This window comes from Rubrivivax gelatinosus (genome assembly GCF_004340905.1).
Taxonomy (GTDB): Bacteria; Pseudomonadota; Gammaproteobacteria; order Burkholderiales; family Burkholderiaceae_C; genus Rubrivivax; species Rubrivivax gelatinosus.
Genome location: NZ_SLXD01000002.1, coordinates 185,578 through 208,945, shown reverse-complemented (window position 1 = coordinate 208,945; position 23,368 = coordinate 185,578). Strand labels below are relative to the sequence as shown.

Here is a 23,368-nt window from a genome sequence, read left to right as displayed (position 1 = left end):
GAGCCCGCACGATGGCCATCTCCTACCAGTTCCTGCCCTGGGTGCGGCGCGGGCTCGGCGTGGCGCTCGCCACCGCCGACACCCTGGGCGCGCTGCCCGCGCGCGCCACCGCCAGCATCGGCGTCAGGCTCGCCGGCGCGCACGCCGGCGAGGCGGTCGCGCCGCTGACGATGCAGCTCTACGGCCCGGGCGACGTCGTCGGCCTGGACACGCGGCTGGTCGTGCGCACCGACCCGCGGCCGGGCACGACGAACTTCGAGCCCAACTACCTGGCGATCGTCGAGTTCGACCCGCCCGACCTGCCGTGGATGCTGACCCCGGCGCTGGCCAACGCCGACGACCGGCTGCGGCCCTGGCTGGTGCTGGTCGTGCTGCGGCGCGACCGCTGCGGCCTGCCGCGCCTGCAGGGCCAGGCGCCGCTGCCGCAGGTGCGTGTGCCGGCCGCGCACGTCGCCGAGGAACTGCCGCCGCTGGCCGAGTCCTGGTCCTGGGCGCACGCCCAGGTGGTCAGCGCACGCGAAACCGGTGACCTCGACGGCATCCGCGCCGACCTGCAGGGCGACCCGCGTTCCAACGTCTCGCGCCTGGTCTGCCCGCGCCGGCTGGCGCCCGACACCGACTACGTCGCCTGCGTCGTGCCGGCGTTCGAGCCCGGCCGGCTGCGCGGGCTGGGGCTGGCCGGCGACGGCCGCGGCGCGGCGATGCAGACCCTGGCGCCGGCCTGGGACCCGCAGGCCGGCGCCGACGTCGTGCTGCCGGTCTATCACCACTGGGAGTTCTCGACCGGGGCCCAGGGCGACTTCGAGGCCCTGGCGCGGCGGCTGCGCAGCCCGAGGAAGTGGAAGAACGATCCGGCGATGAGCGCGCTGCTGGGCAGCGTCGGCACCTCGCCGATGAGCGTCGACGCGCTGCTCGACGGCGGCGCGCCGCCGCAGACGGCGACGATGGAAGGCGCGCTGGTGCCGCTGGGCTACACGCCCGGCCAGGCGCCGGCGGCGCAACATGCGGCCAGCCTGGCGGCGATCGTCGACACGCCGGCCGCCCAGGTGGACAACCCGGTCGAGGACGAGCCCGACGGCAGCGTGCGCCGGCAGGAGCTCAAGCCGCCGCTGTACGGCGCCTGGCACGCGCGGCGCCATTCGGTGACGCCGGCCGAGCGCAGCGGCTGGTGGCTGGCGGGGCTGAACCTGAACCCGCGCTACCGCGGCGCCGCGGGCTACGGCGCCGAGGTCGTGCGGCGAAACCAGGAAGACTACGTCGACGCCTGCTGGGACCAGGTCGGCACGATCCGCGAGGCCGCGCAGCTGCTGAACTTCACGCGCCTGGCGATCGAGGTCCAGCGGGCGCTGAAGGCGCGCCACTTCGACCCGCTGCCGCCCGAGCGGCTGCTGCAGGTGGCCGCGCCGGCGCTGGCGCGCATCGAGGCCGTGCTGCCCTCCGGCGCGGTGGCCTTCCGCGTCGACGGCAGGACGGGCTCGCTGGGCGGGCAGGTCGAACGCTCCAGCCTGCCGGCGGCGATGGTCGACGGCGCGCTGCGCCGCAGCGTCAGTCCGCAGCGGCGCACGCTGCGGCTGGCGGCGATGCGCGGCGCGGGCGTGCAGGCGCTGCCGGCGCTGGCCACGCGCTACCTCGGCGCAATGGCCGAGGCCACGCGCAAGCCGGCGGCTTTCGCGGTCAACGCCTTTCTCGCCGACGGCGTGGCCGGCACGCGGCTGTTCGACGGCGTCGAGCTGCCGGCCGCCGACGACGCGCGCCTGGACCTCTCCGCCCGCGGCCTGCAGCTCGCGCCGACCGCCGGCCAGGCGCGTGCGGCCATCGCCGCGGGCGAGGCCGCGCGCGCCGTCGTCGAGCGTGGCGGCGTGGCGCTGCCGCGCATCCGCGCCGGCCAGTCGCTGGGCGTGTTCACCGACGTCCACGTCGAGCGCTTCTCGGCGCTGGCCGGCGCGGTGCGCGGGCTGGGGCCTGCCGACCTGGGCCGGGTCGCCACGCAGGTCGAGGCGCTGGGGCGGCGCGGCGTCGAAGGCCTGCTCGTCGAAGCCCAGACCCAGGGCAGCGCGCTGCAGTTCAGCGCGCTGCGCATCGACGCGCGCAGCGGCAGCGTGCGTGTCGACCAGCCGCTGCTGCGTTTCGTCGGCCGCGGTGCACCGCAGCCCGCCAGCGCCGCGGCGCAGCGTGCGGTGGGCGGGCTGACGCTGGCCTCGTGGCCCGCGGCCGACGCCCGCGCCTACGGCAACCTGGGCCTGCTGGCCAGCCTGCCGCCCAACGCCTTCGACCTGCAGGGCGGCAACAGCGGCGTGCGCCTGGGCGTCAGCGAGACGCTGGAGATCACGCGGCTGGGCGACGCGCCGCCCGAGCGCGGCGTGGTCAGCGTCACGCTGCCGCCGGCGATCCGCCAGCGCGCGGTGCTGAAAGCCTTCGCCGAGGCCACGCGTGGCGTGCAGCGCGCCTGGCGCGAGCCTTTCGACACCATGCACCTGCGCGTCACGCCGGTGGACTTCCCGCTCGCGCAGGCGGCGCAGGTGCTGCGCGCGCGCACCCGGCCCGAGCTGACGCTGCGCGCCCGGCTGCAGTCGCAGCTCTCGCTGGCCGGCGCGCCGATCGGCGGCGCCAGCCCCTATGTCGCCGCCTTCCTGCCCGCCAGCGCCGCGGCGGCGAAGCTGCGCTACACGATCGCGCCGCTGCTGGACCGGGTGATGGCTTATCCGCATCTGCTCGAGCCGATGTACCGCGCGCTCGCCGAGCACGACAAGGAAGCCTTCATGCCCGGCATCGGCCAGCTGCCGCCCGACCTGATCATGCTGGTGCAGGTCAACCAGGTTTTCGTCGACGCCTTCATGGTCGGCGCCAACCACGAGATGAACCGCGAGCTGCTCTGGCGCGGCTTCCCGACCGACCTGCGCGGCACGCCGTTCCAGCGTTTCTGGGACCGCGTCGGCATCAGCGCCGACGGCCGCCTCGAGCGCCTGCCCGACATGCAGCCCATCCACCTCTGGGGCCACCAGCCGCTGGGCAAACGCTCCGACCCGAACATCGCCGACCCCGACCGTGTCGCGCTGCTGATCAAGGGCCGGCTGCTGCTGCGCTACCCCAATGCCGCGGTCTACGCCTGGCGCCGCGTGAAGAACGCCGCGCCCGAGGACAGCAAGCTGCTGAAGGACGCCGACGGCCGCCCGCCGACCGGCGCCGACGTGCAGACCCCGGTGTTCTCGGGTTTCATCGCCCCGGACATCACTTTTTTCGGCTTCGACATCGACAAGGGCGACATAGCCGACTGGTGCTTCGTCGTCGAGGAGCCGATGAGCGAGCCGCGCTTCGGCTTCGACGTCCCGGTGCCGCCGCCCGATGCCGGGGCGGCGAAGATCGGCGCGCGGCCGCGCGCCGCGCTGGCCTGGGCGCGCGAGCAGTTCGCGCTGGGCGCCGCCGCGGCGCCGGCCTTCCAGGCGCTGCGCACGGCGGGCTTGAGCCCGTGGAAGACGCTGTCGTGGTCGCAGCTGAAGGTCGACGCCGGCCAGCACCTGTCGATCGGCGCGCTGGCCGCTTTGTCCAACCCGGCCGACCGGCCGTTCGCGTCCTTCCCGGGCCTCAGCGCCACCCCGACCGCCGCCGAGATCGCCCAGGCCCTGCTGCAGGAGCCCTTCCGCGCCTACTGGGAAGGCCCGGACCTCGCGACCTGAACCTCGGCGCACGCCCCCCCAGGAGCCCCCATGCCCGTGCTCGACCTCAACCGTGAAGCGATCGCCGGCGCGCGCGCCGAGTACACGCGCTCGCGCGACGCCCAGCGCCGTGCGCGTGCCGAGCTCGACGCCGCGCAGCGTGAACTCGACCGGCTGCGCCGCGGCGGCGCCGACGAGCGCACGCTGGCGCAGGCCGCCGCGCGGCTCGACGATCTCGCCGCCACGGCGCGCGGCGGCGACGGCGAGCTGCGCGAGCGCCTGCAAGCGATCCGCGGCCTGTCCGACGAGCTGCTCGCGCAGCGCGACCCGGCGCTGATGGTGCAGGCGCTGGACAGCGCCCATCCGGTGCTGCTGATGCCGGTGTCGATCCAGACGCGCTACGACGACGCCACGACGCGGCTGATGATCCGCATCTATCCCGACGTCGTGCACGCCTTCCAGCACGACCCCGGGCTCACCCCGCAGGAGATCGCCGCCGCGCAGCGCTACTGGACGCAGCGTTTCGCCTCGCCGGCCGACAGCGCCTCGCCGTGGACCGAGCTGTCGCGGCCCTACGGCCCGATGCGCGCCGCCTACCTGGTGCGCGCCGTCGTGCCGACCAACCTGGCAGCGCTGGGCGCCGAGGCCGCGCCGCTGTTCGACGAGGCGGCGATCCCGCGTTCGGCCGGCGAGGCGCGCGAGCAGACCGCCGCCGCCTTGCCCGACCGCTTCGTCGCCGTCGGCTGGCGCGGCGGTGTCGAGGTGCTGCGCAAGTGGGGCCGCGTGGTGGCCGACGTGCTGCCGATGTCGCCGCTGTTCGACCCGCTGCTGGCGCCGCCCGAGCCCGAGGCCTGGGACCCGTTCGCCGGCGACCGCGCCTGGCTGGTCGACTACGACGCCGCCGAGCAGGCCGGGCTGGCGATCACCGTCAGCGCCGCCGACCTGAAGGCCGGCGCGACGCTGATGCAGGGGCTGGACCGGCTGGTCGTCATCGGCGTCGACTGGACGCAGACGCCCGAGACGGCCGCCGCGCTGGTGGCCGACCTGCTGCACAACCACCAGCACGGCCAGGGCCTGGCCTTCGTCGCCCAGGGCACGCCGACGAACAACACCGGCAGCGCCCGCGCCGGCTTCGCCGCCGACGGCGGCGACCTGGCCGCGGCGCTGGACCCGGTGGCCGCGCAGGCCCAGGCCGACGCCGCGGCCCAGGCGCTGCCGGCCGAGGCGGTGCCGGTGCCGCCGGACGAACTGGCCGGCGCCGGCGCCCGGCTGCAGCTGCTGCTGGGGCTGCCGCCGGTCGCCGAGGGCGCTATCGGCTTCGACGCCACGCGCGTGCCCGGCGGCGCGCTGCAGGAAGGCGCGAGCTCGGGCCACATGGTCAACGCGCTGTGGAGCGCGACGCTGGGCTACACGCTGCGCTACTTCTGGAACCCGGTGCAGGACGCCGAGAGCCTGATCGACGACGAGGCGATCGAGACGCTGCGCGCGCATGCCGTGCGTTTCCTGCGGCCGGGCGGGCCGCTGTCGGCGCTGCGCATCGGCAACCAGCCCTACGGCCTGCTGCCGCTGTGCGCGCGCGGCTACCGGCCGGCGCCGAACTCGGCGCTGGAGCGTGAACTCGACACCGTGCTGCGCTGGTTGCGCGGCTTCTGGGAGGCCGCCGTGCCGCGCGTGCCGACGATGCAGGCCGCCGACGCCGAGACGCTGCACCAGGTGCTGGCGATGCAGCCCTGGTCGGTCGCCAAACGTTTCCTGCAGGTCGCCGGGCCGGCCGCGGTGGAGAACTACGCCGACCTGAAGGAGGTCGCGGCGTCGCAGCGCCTGCTCAACGGCTTCATGATCGCCGACCTGCTGGACCGCTGGCCCAGCCGTTTGCCCTTCATCGCGCTGTGCGGCGTGCGGCCCAAGGCGCATTCGCTGGACGCCGTGGCCTGGGTGCAGCGCGACCCGGCCAACCCGAAGCAGGAACTGCCGCCCGCGGCGCGGCTGGCGCGCGACTACCTGGCCGCGCTGGTGCAGCTGCTGTCGAGCGCCGGCCAGGACCCGCGCGCCGCGCTGGTCGCGATGCAGGACGCCGACAGCCTGCTGGAGGCGCTGCTGGCCTTCGCCGCCGACGAGGAGGTGCTGGCCAGCGGCCGGCGCCTGTTCTACGGCCACCTGGACACCCAGACCCTGCTGTCGCCGGCGGCCAAGGCCGCCGCGCTGCGGCTGCGCCCGGCGGAGTACGTCGGCGTCGACCACGCGACGCTGGTCGGCGACCAGTTCCAGGTCGGCCACGCCGGTGCGCTGATGGGCCTCAGGCTGATCGGCACGACCGGCGAGCAGTCGGTCGGCCAGTACATCGGCTCGCGGCTCGGCAGCGTGCTCGCGAACTGGCCCGAGGCGCTGCGCAACATCGCCACCTTCCGCGAGAGCCTGGCCTTCCTGCAGCAGCGCAGCGTCGGCGAGCTCGACCACGCGCTGCGCACGACGCTGGACGCTGCCGCCTTCCGGCTCGACGCCTGGATCACCTCGCTGGCGACCAAGCGCCTGGACGGGCTGCGCGAACGCACGCCACGCGGGCTGCACCTCGGTGCCTTCGGCGTCGTCGAGGGGCTGAAACCCGACGCGCAGCTGCGCGACCAGCGCCTGGCCGACAGCATGGGCTACGTTCATGCGCCTTCGCTGCACCAGGCGACGACCGCCGCGGTGCTGCGCAGCGGCCACCTCGCCAACCGCCAGCACGCCGAGCACGCCTTCGACATCGACCTGCGCTCGCGGCGTGTCAAACGCGCCAAGCGTCTGCTCGAAGGCGTGGCCAACGGTCAGGCGTTGGCCGCCTTGCTGGGCTACCGCTTCGAGCGTGCGCTGCGCGACCACGATCTGTCGCAGCACATCCTGGAGTACCGGCGTCGTTTCCCGTACCGCCCGACCGGCAACGCGCCCGAGACCGGCGAGGACATCGGCGCCCGCGACGTCGTCGACGGCCTGCGCCTGGCGACCGAAGCGCGCGAGCAGGGCGTCGACGCGGTGCGACCGGCCGGCGTGCCCGCCGCCGAGCACCAGCAGGCGATGGCCTTCGTCGACGAACTCGCCGACCTGGTCGACGCGGTCTCCGACCTGCTGGTCAGCGAGAGCGTGCACCAGCTGGTCGGCGGCAACCTCGACGGCTCGGCGGCGGCGATGTCGGCGCTGGACAAACAGACGCGGCCGCCCGAGCCGCGCGTCACGCGCACGCCGCGGTCGACCCGCGGCTACACCCAGCGTGTGGCTGTCGTGCTGGCCGGCACCGACGCCGGCGACTGGGCGGCGCTGGACGACCTGCAGTCGCAGGTCGAACCGCGGCTCAACGCCTGGCTGGCGCGGCTGCTCGGCGCGCCGGCGCGCTGGCGTTTCGACGCCCGGCTGGTCGAACGTGTGCCCAGCGGCGAGCTCTATGACGGCCGCCCCGGCTGGCGCTGGGTGCCGCGCGCCGAGCGCCTGCAGGCCGGCGTCGACGAACTCGGGTTGTCTCCGTTGTCGCTGGTGCTCGGCGGCGAGCCGCAGCAGCACGGCGGCCAGAGCCGCGTGCAGGAGGCGCTGGCCGCGGTGCTGGCGGCCAAGGCGCGCGCCGCCTTTGGCGCCGACGCCGAGCGCCTGGCGATCGTGCTCGAGGCCGAAGCGCCGGCCGACGCCGCCGGCACCGCCGGGCTGGTCGAGTTCGAGTCGCTGTGCTGGCTGCTGCGCCAGCTGCTGGAAAAGGCAAGGGCGCTGCGCCGCATGGACATGGTGCTGGCGCGCGACGGCGTCGAGAGCGACGCGACGCTGCAGCACGGCGACCACGCCGGTGTCGACCTGGCCGAGCTGCAGGCGCGGCTGGCACCGGCCGAGACCCGCGCCGTGCAGGTGCTGGGCGCGCTGGGCGTGGCTGCCGCCGCGGTGCCGGAGGACGCCGAGGCGCTGGACCCGGCGGCCCCCGACACGCGGGCCTTGCTGGCCGCGCTGCACGAGGCGCTGGCCGACGCCGCGGCGCTGGGCTGGCGCAGCGCGACCGCCGCCGACCCGGCAGGCACGGCCGGCCCGGCGCCCGACAGCGTGGCCGCGGCGCGTGACCGCGCGCTCGCGCTGCACGCCGAGATGCAGGCGCGCCTGGACGCCGCGCCGGCCGCCGAGGCCGGCGACAGCTTCGGCGAGCAGGTGCGCAAGACGGTGGAGCGCATCCGCGCCATCCTCGGCGCCGAGTTCCCGGTGCTGCCGGTGTTCACGCTCGGCGGCTACGCCGGAGAGGTCGCGGCTTCTTTGGCGGCGCGTGCCACGCTGCTCGACGGCGACGAGCTGGCGATCGCCGGCTGGCTGCCCAAGCTGGGCTGCGTGCACGACGGTGCCGGCCGCCTGGCCGACGTGCTGAGCGCCGCCGAGGCGCGTGGCCTGGCGGTCGACGGTGCCGACTTCCGGCTCGTGCAGATGGGCGCGCCGGGCCTGGCGCCGGTGCGGCGCTGGGGCGCGCTGCCGCCGGCCGAAGGCGACGATCTGCGCGGCGTCGTCGCCGTCGCCGCCTACGCGCCTGGTGCCCTGCAGGCCGTGACGCCCGAGAGCGGCTTCGCCGGCCTCTTCGTCGACGAATGGAGTGAAACCATCCCGGCGACCGAGGAGACCACCGGGCTGTCCTTCCATTTCGACGCGCCCGGCGCGCGGGCGCCGCAGACGATGCTGCTCGCCGTGCCCTCGGACCCTGCGGCCGAGCACTGGACGCTGGACGAGCTGCTGGCCGTCGTCGACGAGGCGCTGGCACTGGCCCGGCTGCGCGCCGTGCGGCCGCAGGACCTGCAGGGCCTGGGCAACCTGCTGCCGGGGCTGATGCTGTCGAACAACTTCCGCCGCGACGTGCCCTCGGTGGACTTCGCCGCGATGCTGGAGAAGAACCTCGCCGCGCTGCGCGCCGCCTACGGCGAGCACTCGGCGCGCAGCGTGATGACGATGGCCGCCGGCAAGCTGGTGCCCAGCGAATGATGCGCCCGGCGCACGAAGGAGCCCGACGATGGTGCTGAAGGTCTCCGCGACGGCCGCCAAGGTGGTGGCCGTCGACCTGAGGGCGATCCGCCCGGATCCGTCGGCGACCACCTGGTCGCGGCTGGAACCGCTGCCCACCGCCGACGACGTCGGCCTGGGCCTGCAGGCCCCGGTGGCCGACCCGCTGTGGCTGCTGGCGCGCCAGTGGCAGTTCAACGAGCTGCAGGGCGAGGACGCCGGCAGCCCGATCGGCGCGCGGCTGCGTGTGCAGGGCGTGCCGATGCGCCGCCTGCTGCACCCGTCCGGCGCGGTGCCGGCGACGGCGCTGCCCGACGGCGCGCCGCCGCTGGAGGCGATGGTCGAGCAGGAGCGGGTGCTGGCCGCGCACCCCAAGCTCAACGCCCAGGCCGGTCAGCAGTTGTTGCGCCTGCTGCGCGCCGCCGGCCGCGCCGACGCGGTGGCGCCGCTGCTGGCCGCCTTCCCGGCGGCGATCGCCGCGCCCTCGGACCCCGCGGCCGACAACGCCGGCTTCGTCTGGCACCGGCTGCTGCACGGCCGTTCGGTCGACGCCCACGTGCTGGCCACCGCGCTCGGGGCGGCGGTGGCCGACGATGCCGAGGGCTTCGTCGCCGCGCTCGGCATCGCCGACCCCCCGGCGGTGGTCGAGGTGCTCAAACGCTGGCTGCGCTGGGTCGACGATCTGGCGCTGGACCCGCGCAGCGACAGCGGCGCCAGCCCGTACTGGAACCCGCAGCGCCTGGAGTACGGCTTCGCGCTCGCCAGCGAGGGCGTGCAGCCCGAGCTGCGCCTGGAGGCCGAGGAGTACGTCGACGGCCGCCTCGACTGGGACGACTTCGTCGTCGCCTCGGTGCCGCAGCCCGGCCAGGCCGTGGCCGGCGCGGCGGCGATCGACTGGCGCCCGGCGCGGCCGCCGATGCCGGCGATGGCGCGCTACCCCGGCATGCCGGCCGACCGCTACTGGGAGTTCGAGGACGGGCGGCTGAACTTCGGCGCGATGGGCGCGGCCAAGAGCGACCTCGCCCGGCTGGCGCTGCTGGAGTACGCGCTGGTCTTCGGCAACGACTGGTACGTGCTGCCGGTGACGCTGCCGGTCAACGCGCTGTACCGCGTCGCCGAGTTCTTCGTGCGCGACAACTTCGGCATCGAGCTGCCGATCCCGCCGGCGCGCAACCTCGACGGCTCGCAGTGGACGATGTTCGAGATGTCGGTGCGTGCCGCCGCCGCGCCGCGTGCGCGGCTGGACGACGGCCTGTTCCTGTGCCCGGCGCTGCACGCCCAGGAAGGCCCGGCGCTGGAGCACGTGGTGCTGATGCGCGACGAGATGGCCAACCTGGCCTGGGCGATCGAGAAACGCGTGCAGGGCACGTCCGGCGATCCGCTGGACCGGCGCTTCGAGAGCACCCGGCTGTCGACGACGCAGACCCTGCGCGTGCCGCTGGGCGCGGTACCGGCGCCGGGCGCGCCGCTGCAGCACACGCTGCAGACGCCGGTGGCGGCCCACTGGATCCCCTTCCTGCCGGTCAAACGCGCCGGCGCGACGCCGGCGAACTGGTCGATCCAGCTGCAGCGCGGCGTCGTCGTCCAGCATCTGCCGGTGGACCCCGCCCGGCTGGCCGAAGCTCGCAACGCCGAGATCGCGGCCGTCGTCCAGCGGCTGCGCACGGCGCCCTTCGTCGAGGCCAAGCCCGAGCAGGCCGGGCTGCAGGGCTTCATGTTCCATCCGCGCGGCGAGATCCTGCGCACGACACCGGCCGACGCGGCCTCGCTGTTCACGAGCGACTTCCTGCGCCTGGAAGACGAGGAGGTGCCGCGCGACGGCATCGAGGTCCGCCGGGCCTTCAACTACGCGCGCGACGCCTCGGGCAGGGCGCTGTTGTGGATCGGCCGCAGCAAGAACACCGGGCGAGGCGAGGGCGCCAGCGGGCTGCGCTTCGATCTCGTGCGGCGCACAGGGGGCGGCGGCTGAGTCCGGGACATCCCTAGGCTGTCCGCTGCCCGCGGGCGCCGCGCCGGCGTAGGCTGGTGGCGCCGGCTGCTGCTTGCCGGGCCAGAGGAGGCTGCATGTCCCGCGATCCGCTCCAGTACGTGCGCGAGCTCGCGCTTCCGCAGGCCCGGCGCCGCGTCACGCGCGGTGGCGAGACCGTGGCGGTGCCGGCTTTTGGCGCCGGCCAGCAGGTTGTCGCCGTCGGCGCCCAGCTCGCCGAGTTCCGCCCGCTCGTGCGGCCCGACCAGCGTGCCGCGGTGGCCGACTGCCTGCTGCTGGCGCAACTCGCGGCCAACAAGGCCAGCAGCGGCAACACCGACGTGATGGCCTGGTATGCCAAGTACGTGGAGGTGCTGCAGAACATCGGCTGGACGACGCGCTCGATGGAGTTCAAGGACACCGCCGTCGGCGACGACAACGCGGGCGTGCACCAGGCCGTGCTGCCGGTGCTGACGGCGGCGCTGGGTGGCGCCGCGCTGGCCGCCGGCTCGCTGGTGATCTCGGTTCTCAAGGGCCTGCAGGAGATGGACGCCGGCAGCCCCTGGATCACGATCTTCGACCGCAGCAGCACGCACGTCAGCGGGGCCAAGTTCCAGCTCGGATCGGTCGACGCCGACGAGACGGCCGGCGTCGTGACGGTCAGGCTGGCAGCGCTGGCGATCGAGGCGCGCAAGGAGATCACACAGGTGCTGTTCTTCAAACTGGCCTCCGAACACGCGCGGCTGCGCGCTGCCGAAGGCCATTTCGACGTCGGCTTCGAGCGCCTGCAGGCCATCCAGGGCGCCGTCGCGGCGCGCGTCCAGCCATTCCTGCTGGACAACATCGGCAAGATCGATCTCTGAGGCCCGCCGGCACGCCACCCGGAGGGCCCGCACGGTGGACAGCCAGAGCTTTGCCCGCCGCCTGGGCCTGCTCTACCGCGAGATGTCGCTGCGCGCGGCGCGGCGCGTGGAGCAGGGCCGCGACAGCCTGTCGCCCGATGCGGTCGAGCTGCTGCTGCACATGGCGCAGACTGGCCCGGCCACGCTGGCCGACCTCTCGCGGTATCTCGAGCGGGCGCAGTCCACGCTCAGCGCGCGTGTCGCCAGCCTGGAGGCCGGCGGCCTGCTGTCGCGCCAGCGTGATGGCCAGGATCCGCGCCGGCTGTTGGTCTGGCTGAGTCCGTCGGGCCGGCGCGCGCTGGCCGAGGCGATGGAGATGCTCGACACCGCCTGCCTGGCTGCTGCGGCCGCCTCGTGGGACGACGAGCGGCGCCGTCGCCTGGTCGACGAACTCGACGCCTTGCTCGACGCGATGCCGCCGCTGGACACCCGCGCGGCAGCGCGCCCGCGCGCGGCCAACGACGAAGCTTGATCCCGCTTGCATCGAATACTGTATGCGCATACAGTCTTCGAAACCCCGGAGCCGCCTCATGTCGACCGCCGCCAAGTACCGCCAGACCTATCGTCCCGAGCCGCTGCGTGTGCCCGGCTGGCTGCGCAAGTTCTGGCTGCTGTTCTGACCCGCCGCCCGCAGGCGGGCACCGGGCTTGCATGACGCCGCCACGGTCTGCCACGTTGCGCCCGCCGAAGGGCCCGCTGCCGTGGACGATCTGCACGGCCAGGGCCATCCGGCCCGGCGTGCCGCCGACACCACTGTCCCGGGCATGGAACACATTGTCTTTTTGACGGGCCGGCTGGCCCAGCCGCAACTCGAGCGTGTGCTCGACGGCATCGCCGACCCGCCGTTCACCTGGGAGGTCCGCGAGATCGGCCTGCAGGTGGCTGCGCTGATGACCGCCGACCTGATCCGCCGGCGCGTCGCCGTCCCGGTGGACGCGCAGCGCATCCTGGTGCCCGGCCGCTGCCGCGGCGAGCTGGAGCCGCTGGCCGAGCACTACGGCATCCCGGTGCAGCGCGGCCCCGAGGAACTGAAGGACCTGCCGCGTTTCTTCAACCGCAGCGCCAAGCCGGTGGACCTGAGCGCCACCGGCCCGCGCATCTTCGCCGAGATCATCGACGCACCGCGGCTGTCGCTGGAGGACATCGCCGAACGCGCCCTGGCCTTCGTGCGCCAGGGCGCCGACGTCATCGACATCGGCTGCCTGCCGGCGACGCCGTTCCCGCATCTCGAAGACGTGGTGCGCCTGCTCAAGGGCGAGGGCCTGGAGGTCAGCGTCGACTCCACCGACCCCGACGAACTGCTGCGCGCCGGCCGCGCCGGTGCCGACTACCTGCTGAGCCTGAACCTCGACACGCTGTGGATCGCCGACGAGGTGAAGTCGACGCCGGTGCTGATCCCGCGCACGCCGCAGGACGAGGCCTCGCTGTTCACCGCCGTCGAGACCTTGTCGGCACGCGGCCGCGCCTTCCTGGCCGACCCCATCCTCGACCCGATCCCCTTCGGCTTCACCGCGTCGATCGTGCGCTACCACGCGCTGCGCCAGCGTTTCCCGGCGGCGCCGATCCTGATGGGCGTCGGCAACCTGACCGAACTCACCGAAGCCGACACCAGCGGCATCAACGCGCTGCTGTTCGGCATTGCCGCCGAGCTGGACGTCGCCGCGGTGCTGACGACCCAGGTCAGCCGCCACGCCCGGCGCGCGATCAAGGAAGCCGACTGGGCGCGCCGCATCATGACCGCCGCGGCGCGCGAGAAGACGCCGCCGAAGAACCTGTCGTCGGCGCTGTGCACGGTGCATGCACGCGATCCCTTCCCGGACACGCCGCAGGAGATCGCCGCCACCGCCGCCCAGGTGCGCGACCCCAACTTCCGCGTCCAGGTCGCGCACGACGGCCTGCACGTCTACAACCGCGACGGCCTGCGCCGCGGCACCGGCGCCTTCGAGCTCTGGCCGCGGCTGGGTCTGGAGGGCGACGCCGCGCACGCCTTCTACATGGGTGTCGAGCTGGCCCATGCCGAGACCGCCTGGCGTCTGGGCAAGCGTTACGTGCAGGACCAGCCGCTGGACTGGGGCTGCGCCGTCGAACGCGGCGAGGACGACCTGGCCTCCTGGTGCGCGCCGGGCGCCACGCGGCCTTAGGCTGGCTCCAGCCCGGCGCCCAGACGGCGCGCCAGCAGCGCCTGTGCCCAGTCGATGAAGGCCTGGACGCGAGCCGGTCGCTGGCGTGCCGTCGGTGTCACCCAGTGGATCGGCAGGGAAGGGCAGTGCCAGGCCGGCAGCACGCGCACCAGCGCGCCGCTGGCGAGGTGGTGCACGGCCACGAACTCGGCCAGGTGCAGCAGCCCCAGGCCGTCGAGCGCGGCGCTGAGCGCGGCGCCGCTGTCGTTGGTGACGATGCGCGCCGGCACCTCGATCTCGACGCAGCGGCCCTCGCGTTGCAGGCGCAGCGGACGCAGCGCGCCGGTTGCGCCGCTGAGGTAGCCGACCTGCTGGTGGCCGCAGAGCGCATCGGGCGTCTGCGGCAGGCCATGTTCGTCGATGTAGCGCGGCGCGGCGCACAACACGAAGCGAAGCTGACCGATGCGCCGTGCCACCAGGCCGGAGTCCGGCAGCTCGCCGCCGCGCAGTGCGCAGTCGACGCCAGCACCGACCAGATCGACGACACGGTCGCTGCAGCCCAGTTCGACGCTGACGCCCGGGTGACGGTCCAGGAACTCCCGCATCGCCGGGGCCAGCACCAGGCGGCCGACGGCCACCGGCACGTCCACGCGCAGATGGCCCTGGATCGCCTGGCCACCCTGTCGCAGCTCGGTCTCGGCCTCGTCGATCTGCTGCAGGATCGTGCCCGCGCGCCGGTGGTAAGCCAGGCCTTCGGCGGTCGGCACGACCGATCGGGTGGTGCGTGTCAGCAGCCGCACGCCCAGCGTCGCCTCCAGCGCCATCACCTGCTGGCTGACGGTGGCCTTGTGCAGGCCGAGCTGGCGCGCGGCCTGGGTGAAGCTGCCGCTGTCGACCACGCGCACGAAGGCGCGCATCGCTTCGAATCGGTCCATGGTGCGGGGCGCGCCGGGGCGCCGGTGTCGGTTTTGAGCCGACTGTATGCCCGCGGCGCCAGCGTTCTCCGGCCGCCGCGCCGCTGGCCGTCCTAAAGTCGTGGCCGACACACGGGAGAGCCGGGTGAGGCCAGCGTACGAGATCCGGCGGGAGCTGCCCGCGGACCATGCCGCCGTCGAGGCACTGACGCGGCGCGCGTTCTGGGACGTTCACGTCCCCGGCTGCAGCGAACACTTTCTCGTGCACCGGATGCGCAGCCATGCCGACTTCGTCGCCGAGCTGGCGCTGGTGCTCGAAGTCGACGGCCGCCTCGTCGGCAGCATCCTGTACACGCGCGCCCGGCTGGTCGACGGCCAGGGCCGCGAGAAGCCGGTGTTGACCTTCGGACGAGCCCCGCTTGGGGTCTCGATGAAAGTTGACATAACATACATTGTCGCTGTTATTTGACCGCACCACAGATTCTCCAAAGGTGTCGAGAAGGTGTCGGATTCCGTTACAACTGGCCGCTGCGGTTCCGCACGATTGCGCCAAGTCCTGGCGCCCAATGACATTTTCTTTGGGGCTCGCCTCTTGCTTGTGCGCGCGCCGTCCCGTCTCGAGTGCCGCTTCAGTCGATGATCCGATTCACCAGGCCGCTGCAGGCGGCTCTTGTCGTGGGCGCCGTGTCCGGTGCAGCGCTGCCTTGCCTCGCTGCGCCTGCGGTCACGCCAAACCCGTCGGACACCCTGCGTGCGGCGGCTGCTTCATCGGCGCCCCTGCCGGGAGCTGACGTGGTGCCTGACGCTTCGTCGACGATCCGGCTGCTGCTGGACTTGCAGAACGGGCAACCCGCGGAGACCGGTGAAGGTTCAGCGCGGCCCCAACGTCCAGCACTGCCTGTTTCCGTGCGCGCCTCGGCGCCGGTGCCGGGCGACATCGTCAGGGGTTCGGTCGACGCGGTTGGCGAAACGCCGGTTTCCGAAGGTGGTGAAGCCGGCGGGGGCCCGACGGTGCGCTGGGCGACGACACCCGCCGGGGACGCCGGCTACCCCGATCCCGCGGCGGCGCCGCGGCCCGCCCGCGAGAGCAAACCGTCGATCCTGCGTTCGATGGTCACCTACCTGCGCGAGCACCGCCTGCAGGTGTTCGTCGGCGGCCTGCTCGTCCTGACGCTGGCCGCCGTGGGCACCATCGTCTCGACACGCCGGCAACGCGCGTCGCGCTCCGGCCGCAAGCTCACTGCAGATCGAGTTCGGGCGAGTCGTCCTCGTCCGCCGGACGCGGCTCGCAGCCGCTGACGGCGCCGAGCATCGGGCGGTCCAGCGGCCGGCAGATGCGGCGGTTGAGCTGGCCCAGGCGCTCCGAGCGTTCGATCGCGGCGAGCACGATCTCCGGGTTCATCATCAGCGTGAACGGATTGCTGCGCGACGTGATTCGTGCCATGGTGGGTCTCCCGAGGGCCTGACAAAGCGGCCGATTCCAATGTACGGGCCGCGCCCTCGGCCGCCGAGTCGGCCCGGCACCATGCACGTTGTCAGCGTCTTTCCGACAACCCTGCTGTCAGCGGCGCGCGCCCAGGCGTGCCGCTGCCGCCTCGAGCTGCTCGGCGAGCGGATCGTGCCCCGCCTGGCGCGCGAAGTCCGCCGCGCTCATTCCGCGGGCATTGCGCAGCGACGGGTCGGCGCCCAGGCCCAGAAGGACCAGGGCATTGCGCTGGTCGCCGTAGCCGGCGGCCAGCATCAGGGGAGTCGAGTCGTTCGGCGAGCGTGCGTCGATCGCGGCCCCGAGCTCCACCAGACGCGCGACGATGCGGGGATCGGGGCCGCTGGCGGCATAGTGCAACGGCGTCCAGCCCGGGCGGTTCACCGCGGCACCCCGCGCGACCAGACGTTCGACCCAGTCCAGCCGGCCGCTGATCGCGGCCATCATCAAGGCCGTCTCGCCGCGCGCACTGGCGCGGTCGATCTCGATCCCGGGCTGCACCAGCAGCCTCCGGGCCACCTTGTCGGCTCCCTCCTTGATCGCCAGCGCGAGCGCGATGTCGCCCGTCTGGCTGACCGAGTTCGGGTCGAAACCACGCTCCAGCAGCGACGAGACGCTGCTCTCGTTGTCGATCTGCAGTGCGCGGAAGAACTCGACGTAGGAGTCGGCTCGCGCCGGCAAAAATCCAATCAGGACAAAGAGATAGAGCGCTCTGATGAAAAGCTGCTTGAGCTTTTCGGCAGACTGCCAGGTCGGGCTCGAAAGTCTTTTTGCCACAGCAGCTTGTTTGCGCTATTGGATGTGAAATCTCAAGTCGGCAGCGTGCCCGAATCGACACCGAACAGCAGCTCGAAATTGCGCGTGCTTGTGTCGGCGATCGTCTCCAGCGGCAGGCCTTTCAGCGCGGCAATCTTCGCCGCGACATGGGGCACCCACGCCGGGCTGTTGGTCTTGCCGCGGTGCGGCACCGGTGCCAGATAGGGGCTGTCGGTCTCGATCAGGAAACGGTCCATGGGCACCTCACGCGCCACGTCACGCAGTTCCTCGGCGTTGCGGAAGGTCAGGATGCCCGAAAACGAGATCTGGAATCCCAGGTCCAGCGCCGCACGCGCGACCTCGCGCGTCTCGGTGAAGCAGTGGAAGACGCCGCGCACCGCGCCGGCGCCCTCCTCTTTCAGGATCGCCAGCGTGTCCTCGGCCGACGAGCGCGTGTGCACGACCAGCGGCAGGCCGGTTTCGCGTGCGGCGCGGATGTGCACGCGGAAACGCTCGCGCTGCCATTCCATCTCGGCCAGGCTGCGGCCGTTGAGGCGGTAGTAGTCCAGCCCGGTCTCACCGATCGCGATGACACGGTCGCGGCGGGCCAGCGCCACCAGCGTCTGCAGATCGGGCTCGGCCTGGCCTTCGGTGTCGGGATGCACGCCGACGCTGCACCACAGCTCGCGGTGCGCCAGCGCCAGCGCGTGCACGGCCTCGAACTCCTCGAGCGTGGTGCAGATCGTCAGCGCGGCGTGCACGCCGGCGGCGGTCATGTCGGCCAGCACGGCCTCGACGCGGCCGTGCAGTTCAGGAAACGTCAGGTGGCAGTGCGAGTCGACGAACATGGGCAAGGCAGGGCCGTGCTCGCGCCGGCCGGTTGAAACGACGGTGTCAGATCGTCTGCGTCGGCTTGGACGAGGAGATCGACGTGCCCAGCACTTCCTCGATCTTCAGCCGCAGCGCACGGGTCTTTTCGTCGGCCGGGAAACGCACGCCGACGCCCTGGGTGCGGCCCCCGGAGGCGTTGGCCGGGGTGATCCAGGCAATCTTGCCGGCCACCGGATAGCGCTGCGGGTCCTCGGGCAGCGACAGCAGAAGGTAGATGTCGTCGCCGAGGCGGTAGTCGCGCGTGGTCGGCACGAACAGCCCACCTTCGCTGAGGAAGGGGATGTACGCGGCGTACAGCGCACCCTTCTCCCGGAACACCAGCTGGATCACGCTGGGACGGCTCTGCAGCCCGGCCGGCGCGGTGGCCGGGGCGAGCCCACCGTGTCTGGACGGCACCCGATCTGTCATCCGCGCAGTGTAAGCGCGGCGCTCGCCTGCGCGACCAGCGCGTCGACCAGCAGCGGCTCGTGCCAGGGGTGTTCGTCGTGGCGGGCGACCCGCTGCAGGGCCTGATGCCAGTCGTGCAGCGCCTGGGGGCTGCGCGCGCGCGGCACGCTGCCTGCCGGGAAGTAGCGCGGCCCGGCGCCGGCGCCCACCGCCGCCGCGTCATGGCAGAGCTTCTGCAGCGCGTCGACGAGCCGCGGCACCGGCCAGCCGGAGACGGCCTGCGCCTGGCCGCGCGCCAGCGCCGTCGGCAGCGCACGCCAGGCGGCGGCGCTGACGCCGTCCTTGGCCAGCGCCTGGGCGTCCAGCGGCCGGCCGGCGGCCGCGGCCAGCAGCACCTCGGGTTCGGCCACGCCCTGCCCGGCCAGCCAGTCTCGGGCCTGTTCGGTCGGCGGCGCGGCCAGTGCCACGCGGTGGCAGCGGCTGCGCACCGTGGGCAGCATGTGCTGCGGGTCGCCGGCGCCCAGCAGCAGGCGGGTGCCGGCCGGCGGCTCTTCCAGCGTCTTCAGCAGCGCGTTGGCGGCCTGCAGGTTGATCGCCTCGGCCGGGTGCAGCACGACGACCTTGCCACGGCCGCGCGAGGTGGTGCGCGCGACCCAGTCGATCGCGTGGCGGATCTCGTCGATGCGGATCTGGCGACTGGGTTTCTTCTTGCCTTCGTCCTCGGGCTTGTCGCCCGGGAACGGCCAGGCGTGGGCCTGGCGCGCCGTCTCGGGCATCAGCACCAGCAGGTCCGGGTGCAGCTTGCTCTGCACGAGGTGGCAGCTCGGGCAGCGGCCGCAGGCCGGGCGCGGATGGCCGTCATGGCCTTCACACAGCCAGCTCTGCGCCAGCGCGACGGCGAAATGCAGCGTGCCGACACCGGCCGCCCCGTGCAGCAGCAGCGCGTGGCCGCGCTGGTGCGCCAGCGTGTCGGCCAGCGGTGCGGCCAGCCAGGGCAGCGGCGGCGCGCCCTGCTCGTCGACGACCAGGTTCACCACGGGCCGCGGGCCTCCAGCGCGGCTTCGAGCTGCGCCCGTACCGCCTCGGGCGAGGCCGCGGCGTCGAGGATCGCGAAGCGGCCGGGGTCGGCCTCGGCGCGGCGCGTGTAGCCGGCCCGCACGCGCTCGAAGAACGCCTCGTCCTGGCTCTCGAAGCGGTCGGGTGCGCGCACCGCGGCGCGGCGCGCGGCGGCGACCGCCGGCGGCAGGTCGAACCACACGGTCAGGTCGGGCTGTCGGCCTTGCTGGACCCAGGTTTCGAGCGTGGCGAGCACGCCGAGGTCGAAGCCTCGGCCGGCGCCCTGGTAGGCGAAGGTCGCGTCGGTGAAGCGGTCGCAGAGCACGACGGCGCCGGCGGCCAGCGCCGGCTCGATGCGTGTGACGAGGTGGTCGCGGCGCGCGGCGAAGACCAGCAGCGCCTCGGTCAGCGCGTCCATGGGCTGATGCAGCACCAGTTCGCGCAGGCGTTCGGCGAGTTCGGTGCCGCCGGGCTCGCGCGTCACCAGCACCTCGCGGCCGCGCTCGCGCAGCCAGCCGGCCAGCCACCCGATGTGCGAGCTCTTGCCGGCGCCGTCGATGCCTTCGAAGCTGAGGAAGCGGCCCGCCCTCACTTGCGGCCGCGCTGGAACTGGTTCACCGCGCGATTATGGGCGTCCAGCGATTCGCTGAACTGGCTGCTGCCGTCGCCGCGGGCGACGAAGTACAGCGCCTTGGTCGCCGCCGGCTGCACCGCCGCGCGCAGCGAGGCGCGCCCGGGCATCGCGATCGGCGTCGGCGGCAGGCCGGGGCGGGTGTAGGTGTTGTACGGCCCGTCGGTCTCGAGGTGCACGCGGCGCAGGTTGCCGTCGAAACGTTCGCCCAGGCCGTAGATCACCGTCGGGTCGGTCTGCAGCGGCATGCCCACCCGCAGCCGGTTCGTGAACACCCCGGCCACCAGCGCCCGGTCGGTTTCGCGGCCGGTTTCCTTTTCGACGATCGAGGCCAGCGTCAGCGCCTGCGCGGGCGTCTTCAGCGGCGTGTCGGCGGCACGTTCGGCCCACGCGGCATCCAGCTCCTGCTGCATCTTGGCGTACGCGCGCTTGAGCACCAGCAGGTCGCTGACGCCGACGCTGTAGGCATAGGTGTCGGGGAAGAAGCGGCCCTCTGGCGCGATGCCGGGCGCGCCGATCGCGGTCATCAGTTCGGCGTCGCTCATCTGCGCCGTCGTCGATTTCAGGCGCGGCGCCTTGGCGAGTTCAGCCCGGAACTGGCGCCAGGTCCAGCCTTCGATCAGGCGCACGGTGGCCAGCTGCTCGTCGCCTTCGACCATCTTGGCCAGCAGCGTGCGCGGCGTCGCGCCGGGTTCGACGGCGTAGCTGCCGGCGCGGATGCGGCGCGCTTCGCCCGACCAGCGGAACCACTCGTAGAGCAGCCGCGGCGAGGTGACGACGCCGGCGCGCACCCAGGCCTCGGCGATCTGCCGCGGCGGCGTGCCGGCCTCGACCGAGACCTCCACCGTCGGCGCGGCCAGCTCCAGCGGGCGGCCGAGCCACCACAGCGCGACGACCACGCCGACCAGCGGCAGCAGCAACAAGGACAGGATCGCAGCCTGCCACCGGCCCGAGCCGGACCCCCTTCTAGACATGGGCGGCGATGATAATGGGCCCCATGAAGTCAACCGTCGCTGCCATGTCAAAGCTCCAGGGTGCCGTGCGTCTGGCCGACTGGGGCGTGATCCGGGCCACCGGGAACGACGCCGCGGCCTTCCTGCAAGGCCAGCTGACGCAGGACGTCCTGCGCCTGGACGCCGGCAGCGTGCGCCTGGCCGGCTACTGCACGGCCAAGGGTCGGCTGCTGGCGACGTTCCTGATCTGGCGCCGCGGGCCGGCCGAGTTCCTGCTGGCCTGCAGCGCCGACCTGCTGCCGGCCGTGCTCAAGCGGCTGAAGATGTTCGTGCTGCGCGCCAAGTGCCAGCTCGAGGACGCCAGCGCCGAATGGCCGCTGTGGGGCCTGGCCGGCGACGCGGCGTTGGCCGCGCTCGGCAGTGCCGCGCCGGCCGCGGCCTGGCAACGGGTCGCGCCCGACGAGGGCCGCGAGCTGCTGCGCCTGGACGACGTGCAAGGCGTGCCGCGCTGGCTGTTCGCCGGGGGCGAGCCGCCGGCGCTGCCGGCGCTGGCGCCCGAGGCCTGGGCCTGGCTGGAAGTGCAGAGCGCGGTGCCGCGCATCGTCGCGGCCACCGTCGAGCAGTTCGTGCCGCAGATGGTGAACCTCGAACTCGTCGACGGCGTGAACTTCCAGAAGGGTTGTTATCCCGGGCAGGAGATCGTCGCGCGCAGCCAGTACCGCGGCACGCTCAAGCGCCGCGCCTATCTGTTCGACGCCGACGCGGCCGCCGCGGCGGGGCAGGACCTCTACGCCGCCGACGACCCGGCGCAGCCGGCCGGCATGGTGGTTGCCGCCGCGCCCTCGCCCGACGGCGCGGGCGCCTGGGCGGTGCTGGCCGAGACCAAGATCGCCGCGCTGGCCGACGGCGTGGCGCTGCACCTGGGTGCGGCCGACGGCCCGGCGCTGCGTCCGGCCGCCCTGCCCTACGCCATCCCGGCGGCCGAGGCCTGAATGGCCGCGCCCGTGCGGCGCTACGTCTACTACCGCGTCGCCGAGCGCGACGTCGGCGCCTGCGCCGAGGCGGCGCGTGCGGTCTTCGCGTCGCTGCGCTTCGCCATCGAGCTGCTGCGCCGGCCCGAGACACGCGACGGCCTGGCGACGCTGATGGAAGTGCACGGCGCTGCCGACGAACGGGCAGCCGACGACGCCGAAGCGCGCCTGGCCGCGGCGCTGGCGCCGTGGATCGTCGGCGAACGCCACGTCGAACGTTTCGTGCCGCTGGACTGAACCTGCCCCGCGCCCCGGCTCACAGCCGGCGGCGCATCTCCTGGTGCACGATGCCGGCCTCGACGAAGCTCGGGCCGACGGGCTCGAACCCGGCACGGCGGTAGAACTCGATCGCGCTCTCCTGGGCGTGCAGCATCACCGCGCCGTGGCCCGCGGCGCGTGCGGCGTCCATCAAGGCGTCGAGTACCTGGCGGCCGACACCCCCGCCTCGACGCGGCGCCAGCACCGCCATGCGGCCCACGCGCACCAGCCCGGCTTCGTCGCAAACGAGCCAGCGCCCGGTCGCCACCGGCACACCGTCGGCGCAGGCGACGACATGCAGGGCGCCGGCGTCGGCCGCGTCCCATTCCAGTTCGGCCGGGATGCCCTGCTCGACGACGAAGACGGCGCTGCGCACGGCCTGCGCATGCGCGCCGAGTTCGGCCCAGGTGCCCACGCGCAGCGTCGGCGAGGATCGGAGGGGGGCGTGGGTGTTCATGCGTTCCAGGCGTGTTTCAGCGCCGCGGCGGCCTGTTCGAGGGCCGTCGCGGCCTCGGGCAGCGCGCGGCCCATCTTGATGAAGTCGTGGGTCATGCCGCGCGCGATCTCCAGCGCCACCGGCACGCCGTGCAGGCGCAGCCGGTCGGCGTAGGCGATGCCTTCGTCGACCAGCGGGTCGCACTCGGCCAGCAGCAGGCAGGCCGGGGCGACGCCCTCCAGATCCTCGGCCTCCAGCGGCGCGAAGCGCCAGTCGCGGCGGTGGTGGTAGTCGATGTAGTGGTCGAAGAACCAGGCGATCGTCGCGGCGTCGATCAGGAAGCCGTTGGCGAACAGCTTGTGGCTGGCGGTGTCGGCGTGCGCCGTCGTGCCCGGCGTCACCAGCAGCTGCAGCGCCAACGGCAGGCCGGTGTCGCGGGCGTGGATCGCGCAGACCGCGGCCAGCGTGCCGCCGGCGCTGTCGCCGCCGACGGCCAGGCGCGAGCCGTCCAGGCCCAGCGTTTGGGCGTTCGCTGCCAGCCAGACCATCGCGGCCCAGGCGTCGTCGACCGCGGTCGGGAACCGATGCTCGGGCGCGAGGCGGTAGTCCAGCGCGACGACGGCACCGCCGCTGCGCCGCGCGAGCTGGCGGCACAGGCTGTCGTGTGTCTCCAGGCTGCCGACGACGAAGCCGCCGCCGTGCAGGTACAAGAGCAGCGGCAGACGTTCGTGCGACGGGGCGTAGAGCCGCGCGCGCAGCGCCGTGCCGTCGGCGGCGGGGATCGTGAAGTCCTCGACGCGGGCCAGCGGCGCACGCGGCAGGTCCAGCACCTCGGCGGCGGTTTCGTAGGCGGCGCGGGCGGCCGCGGGTTCCATCGCATGGAAGGGCGTGCGCTCGGCGCGGCGGATGCGTTCGAGCAGGCCCGCCATTGCGGGTTTCAGCAGA

Annotated in this window: 20 protein-coding genes; 10 read left to right on the top strand and 10 right to left on the bottom strand. The window is 73.6% G+C overall.

Annotated features, from left to right (window positions below):
- The first annotated feature begins 11 nt into the window (after positions 1-11).
- From EV684_RS04180 to EV684_RS04155, 6 genes are all read left to right on the top strand, one after another.
- Complete coding sequence (locus EV684_RS04180; protein ID WP_132644952.1) at positions 12-3,674, top strand: hypothetical protein; 3,663 nt, start codon at positions 12-14, stop codon at positions 3,672-3,674.
- Between the two features lie 30 nt (positions 3,675-3,704).
- Positions 3,705-8,621, top strand: a complete 4,917-nt coding sequence (locus EV684_RS04175; RefSeq protein WP_132644951.1) for a hypothetical protein — start codon at positions 3,705-3,707, stop codon at positions 8,619-8,621.
- A 28-nt stretch (positions 8,622-8,649) separates the two neighbouring features.
- Positions 8,650-10,608, top strand: a complete 1,959-nt coding sequence (locus EV684_RS04170; protein WP_132644950.1) for a hypothetical protein — start codon at positions 8,650-8,652, stop codon at positions 10,606-10,608.
- Between the two features lie 95 nt (positions 10,609-10,703).
- Complete coding sequence (locus tag EV684_RS04165; protein WP_132644949.1) at positions 10,704-11,468, top strand: hypothetical protein; 765 nt, start codon at positions 10,704-10,706, stop codon at positions 11,466-11,468.
- A gap of 34 nt (positions 11,469-11,502) precedes the next feature.
- Entirely contained in the window at positions 11,503-11,979 is a 477-nt protein-coding gene (locus EV684_RS04160; RefSeq protein ID WP_132644948.1) for a MarR family winged helix-turn-helix transcriptional regulator, read from the top strand.
- 292 nt (positions 11,980-12,271) lie between these two features.
- Positions 12,272-13,648, top strand: a complete 1,377-nt coding sequence (locus EV684_RS04155) for a DUF6513 domain-containing protein (protein WP_132645209.1) — start codon at positions 12,272-12,274, stop codon at positions 13,646-13,648.
- On the opposite strand, the gene EV684_RS04150 is transcribed toward EV684_RS04155, so the two are convergent.
- Positions 13,645-14,562: a LysR family transcriptional regulator gene (locus EV684_RS04150; RefSeq protein WP_132644947.1), complete on the bottom strand. Its 918-nt coding sequence runs from the start codon at positions 14,560-14,562 to the stop codon at positions 13,645-13,647. The two genes, EV684_RS04155 and EV684_RS04150, sit on opposite strands and share 4 nt — an antisense overlap.
- Positions 14,563-14,608: 46 nt before the next feature.
- Between EV684_RS04150 and EV684_RS04145 the strand changes: the two genes are divergently transcribed.
- Both EV684_RS04145 and EV684_RS04140 read left to right on the top strand, forming a co-directional pair.
- Entirely contained in the window at positions 14,609-15,010 is a 402-nt protein-coding gene (locus EV684_RS04145; protein ID WP_200222285.1) for a GNAT family N-acetyltransferase, read from the top strand.
- A 167-nt stretch (positions 15,011-15,177) separates the two neighbouring features.
- On the top strand, positions 15,178-15,840 hold the full coding sequence (locus EV684_RS04140; RefSeq protein WP_132644946.1) for a hypothetical protein: 663 nt from the start codon (positions 15,178-15,180) through the stop codon (positions 15,838-15,840).
- On the opposite strand, the gene EV684_RS04135 is transcribed toward EV684_RS04140, so the two are convergent.
- The 7 genes from EV684_RS04135 to mltG form a co-directional block, all read right to left on the bottom strand.
- Positions 15,779-15,985, bottom strand: a complete 207-nt coding sequence (locus EV684_RS04135; RefSeq protein ID WP_132644945.1) for a hypothetical protein — start codon at positions 15,983-15,985, stop codon at positions 15,779-15,781. The genes EV684_RS04140 and EV684_RS04135 overlap by 62 nt on opposite strands.
- Before the next feature lie 117 nt (positions 15,986-16,102).
- Positions 16,103-16,801 (bottom strand): ankyrin repeat domain-containing protein, encoded by a 699-nt coding sequence (locus EV684_RS04130; protein WP_243651036.1) that lies wholly within the window; start codon positions 16,799-16,801, stop codon positions 16,103-16,105.
- Between the two features lie 32 nt (positions 16,802-16,833).
- Positions 16,834-17,628 (bottom strand): TatD family hydrolase, encoded by a 795-nt coding sequence (locus EV684_RS04125; RefSeq protein ID WP_132644944.1) that lies wholly within the window; start codon positions 17,626-17,628, stop codon positions 16,834-16,836.
- 46 nt (positions 17,629-17,674) lie between these two features.
- Complete coding sequence (locus EV684_RS04120; RefSeq protein WP_132644943.1) at positions 17,675-18,079, bottom strand: PilZ domain-containing protein; 405 nt, start codon at positions 18,077-18,079, stop codon at positions 17,675-17,677.
- Positions 18,076-19,095: a DNA polymerase III subunit delta' gene (locus EV684_RS04115; protein ID WP_132644942.1), complete on the bottom strand. Its 1,020-nt coding sequence runs from the start codon at positions 19,093-19,095 to the stop codon at positions 18,076-18,078. The genes EV684_RS04120 and EV684_RS04115 overlap by 4 nt, the downstream gene beginning before the upstream one ends.
- A complete protein-coding gene (gene tmk, locus EV684_RS04110) occupies positions 19,089-19,706 on the bottom strand; it encodes a dTMP kinase (RefSeq protein ID WP_132644941.1) in 618 nt (205 codons plus the stop codon). Before tmk ends, EV684_RS04115 begins: the two co-directional genes overlap by 7 nt.
- Complete coding sequence (gene mltG, locus EV684_RS04105) at positions 19,703-20,719, bottom strand: endolytic transglycosylase MltG (protein WP_375138617.1); 1,017 nt, start codon at positions 20,717-20,719, stop codon at positions 19,703-19,705. The genes tmk and mltG overlap by 4 nt, the downstream gene beginning before the upstream one ends.
- 44 nt (positions 20,720-20,763) lie before the next feature.
- Here mltG and ygfZ point away from each other — a divergent pair, with 44 nt between their 5' ends.
- Together ygfZ and EV684_RS04095 are read left to right on the top strand one after the other, a co-directional pair.
- Entirely contained in the window at positions 20,764-21,690 is a 927-nt protein-coding gene (gene ygfZ / locus EV684_RS04100; RefSeq protein ID WP_165908394.1) for a CAF17-like 4Fe-4S cluster assembly/insertion protein YgfZ, read from the top strand.
- A complete protein-coding gene (locus EV684_RS04095) occupies positions 21,691-21,966 on the top strand; it encodes a DUF4936 family protein (protein ID WP_132644939.1) in 276 nt (91 codons plus the stop codon).
- 19 nt (positions 21,967-21,985) lie between these two features.
- Here the strand turns inward: EV684_RS04095 and EV684_RS04090 are convergent, their stop codons facing one another.
- Positions 21,986-22,444 carry a GNAT family N-acetyltransferase gene (locus EV684_RS04090; RefSeq protein ID WP_132644938.1) on the bottom strand — a complete coding sequence of 153 codons (459 nt, stop codon included), beginning with the start codon at positions 22,442-22,444 and terminating at the stop codon, positions 21,986-21,988.
- Positions 22,441-23,352 carry an alpha/beta hydrolase gene (locus tag EV684_RS04085; protein ID WP_132644937.1) on the bottom strand — a complete coding sequence of 304 codons (912 nt, stop codon included), beginning with the start codon at positions 23,350-23,352 and terminating at the stop codon, positions 22,441-22,443. Before EV684_RS04085 ends, EV684_RS04090 begins: the two co-directional genes overlap by 4 nt.
- Between the last annotated feature and the right edge of the window lie 16 nt (positions 23,353-23,368).

Bases quoted from the DNA above. Each gene is read 5' to 3' on its own strand.
- EV684_RS04140 (WP_132644946.1), top strand. From the start codon at position 15,178: ATGATCCGATTCACCAGGCCGCTGCAGGCGGCTCTTGTCGTGGGCGCC.
- EV684_RS04175 (WP_132644951.1), top strand. From the start codon at position 3,705: ATGCCCGTGCTCGACCTCAACCGTGAAGCGATCGCCGGCGCGCGCGCC.
- EV684_RS04145 (WP_200222285.1), top strand. From the start codon at position 14,609: ATGCCCGCGGCGCCAGCGTTCTCCGGCCGCCGCGCCGCTGGCCGTCCT.
- ygfZ (WP_165908394.1), top strand. From the start codon at position 20,764: ATGTCAAAGCTCCAGGGTGCCGTGCGTCTGGCCGACTGGGGCGTGATC.
- EV684_RS04120 (WP_132644943.1), bottom strand. From the start codon at position 18,079: ATGACAGATCGGGTGCCGTCCAGACACGGTGGGCTCGCCCCGGCCACC.
- EV684_RS04135 (WP_132644945.1), bottom strand. From the start codon at position 15,985: ATGGCACGAATCACGTCGCGCAGCAATCCGTTCACGCTGATGATGAAC.
- EV684_RS04095 (WP_132644939.1), top strand. From the start codon at position 21,691: ATGGCCGCGCCCGTGCGGCGCTACGTCTACTACCGCGTCGCCGAGCGC.
- mltG (WP_375138617.1), bottom strand. From the start codon at position 20,719: ATGTCTAGAAGGGGGTCCGGCTCGGGCCGGTGGCAGGCTGCGATCCTG.
- EV684_RS04125 (WP_132644944.1), bottom strand. From the start codon at position 17,628: ATGTTCGTCGACTCGCACTGCCACCTGACGTTTCCTGAACTGCACGGC.
- EV684_RS04155 (WP_132645209.1), top strand. From the start codon at position 12,272: ATGGAACACATTGTCTTTTTGACGGGCCGGCTGGCCCAGCCGCAACTC.
- EV684_RS04180 (WP_132644952.1), top strand. From the start codon at position 12: ATGGCCATCTCCTACCAGTTCCTGCCCTGGGTGCGGCGCGGGCTCGGC.
- EV684_RS04150 (WP_132644947.1), bottom strand. From the start codon at position 14,562: ATGGACCGATTCGAAGCGATGCGCGCCTTCGTGCGCGTGGTCGACAGC.
- EV684_RS04090 (WP_132644938.1), bottom strand. From the start codon at position 22,444: ATGAACACCCACGCCCCCCTCCGATCCTCGCCGACGCTGCGCGTGGGC.
- EV684_RS04085 (WP_132644937.1), bottom strand. From the start codon at position 23,352: ATGGCGGGCCTGCTCGAACGCATCCGCCGCGCCGAGCGCACGCCCTTC.
- EV684_RS04170 (WP_132644950.1), top strand. From the start codon at position 8,650: ATGGTGCTGAAGGTCTCCGCGACGGCCGCCAAGGTGGTGGCCGTCGAC.
- EV684_RS04165 (WP_132644949.1), top strand. From the start codon at position 10,704: ATGTCCCGCGATCCGCTCCAGTACGTGCGCGAGCTCGCGCTTCCGCAG.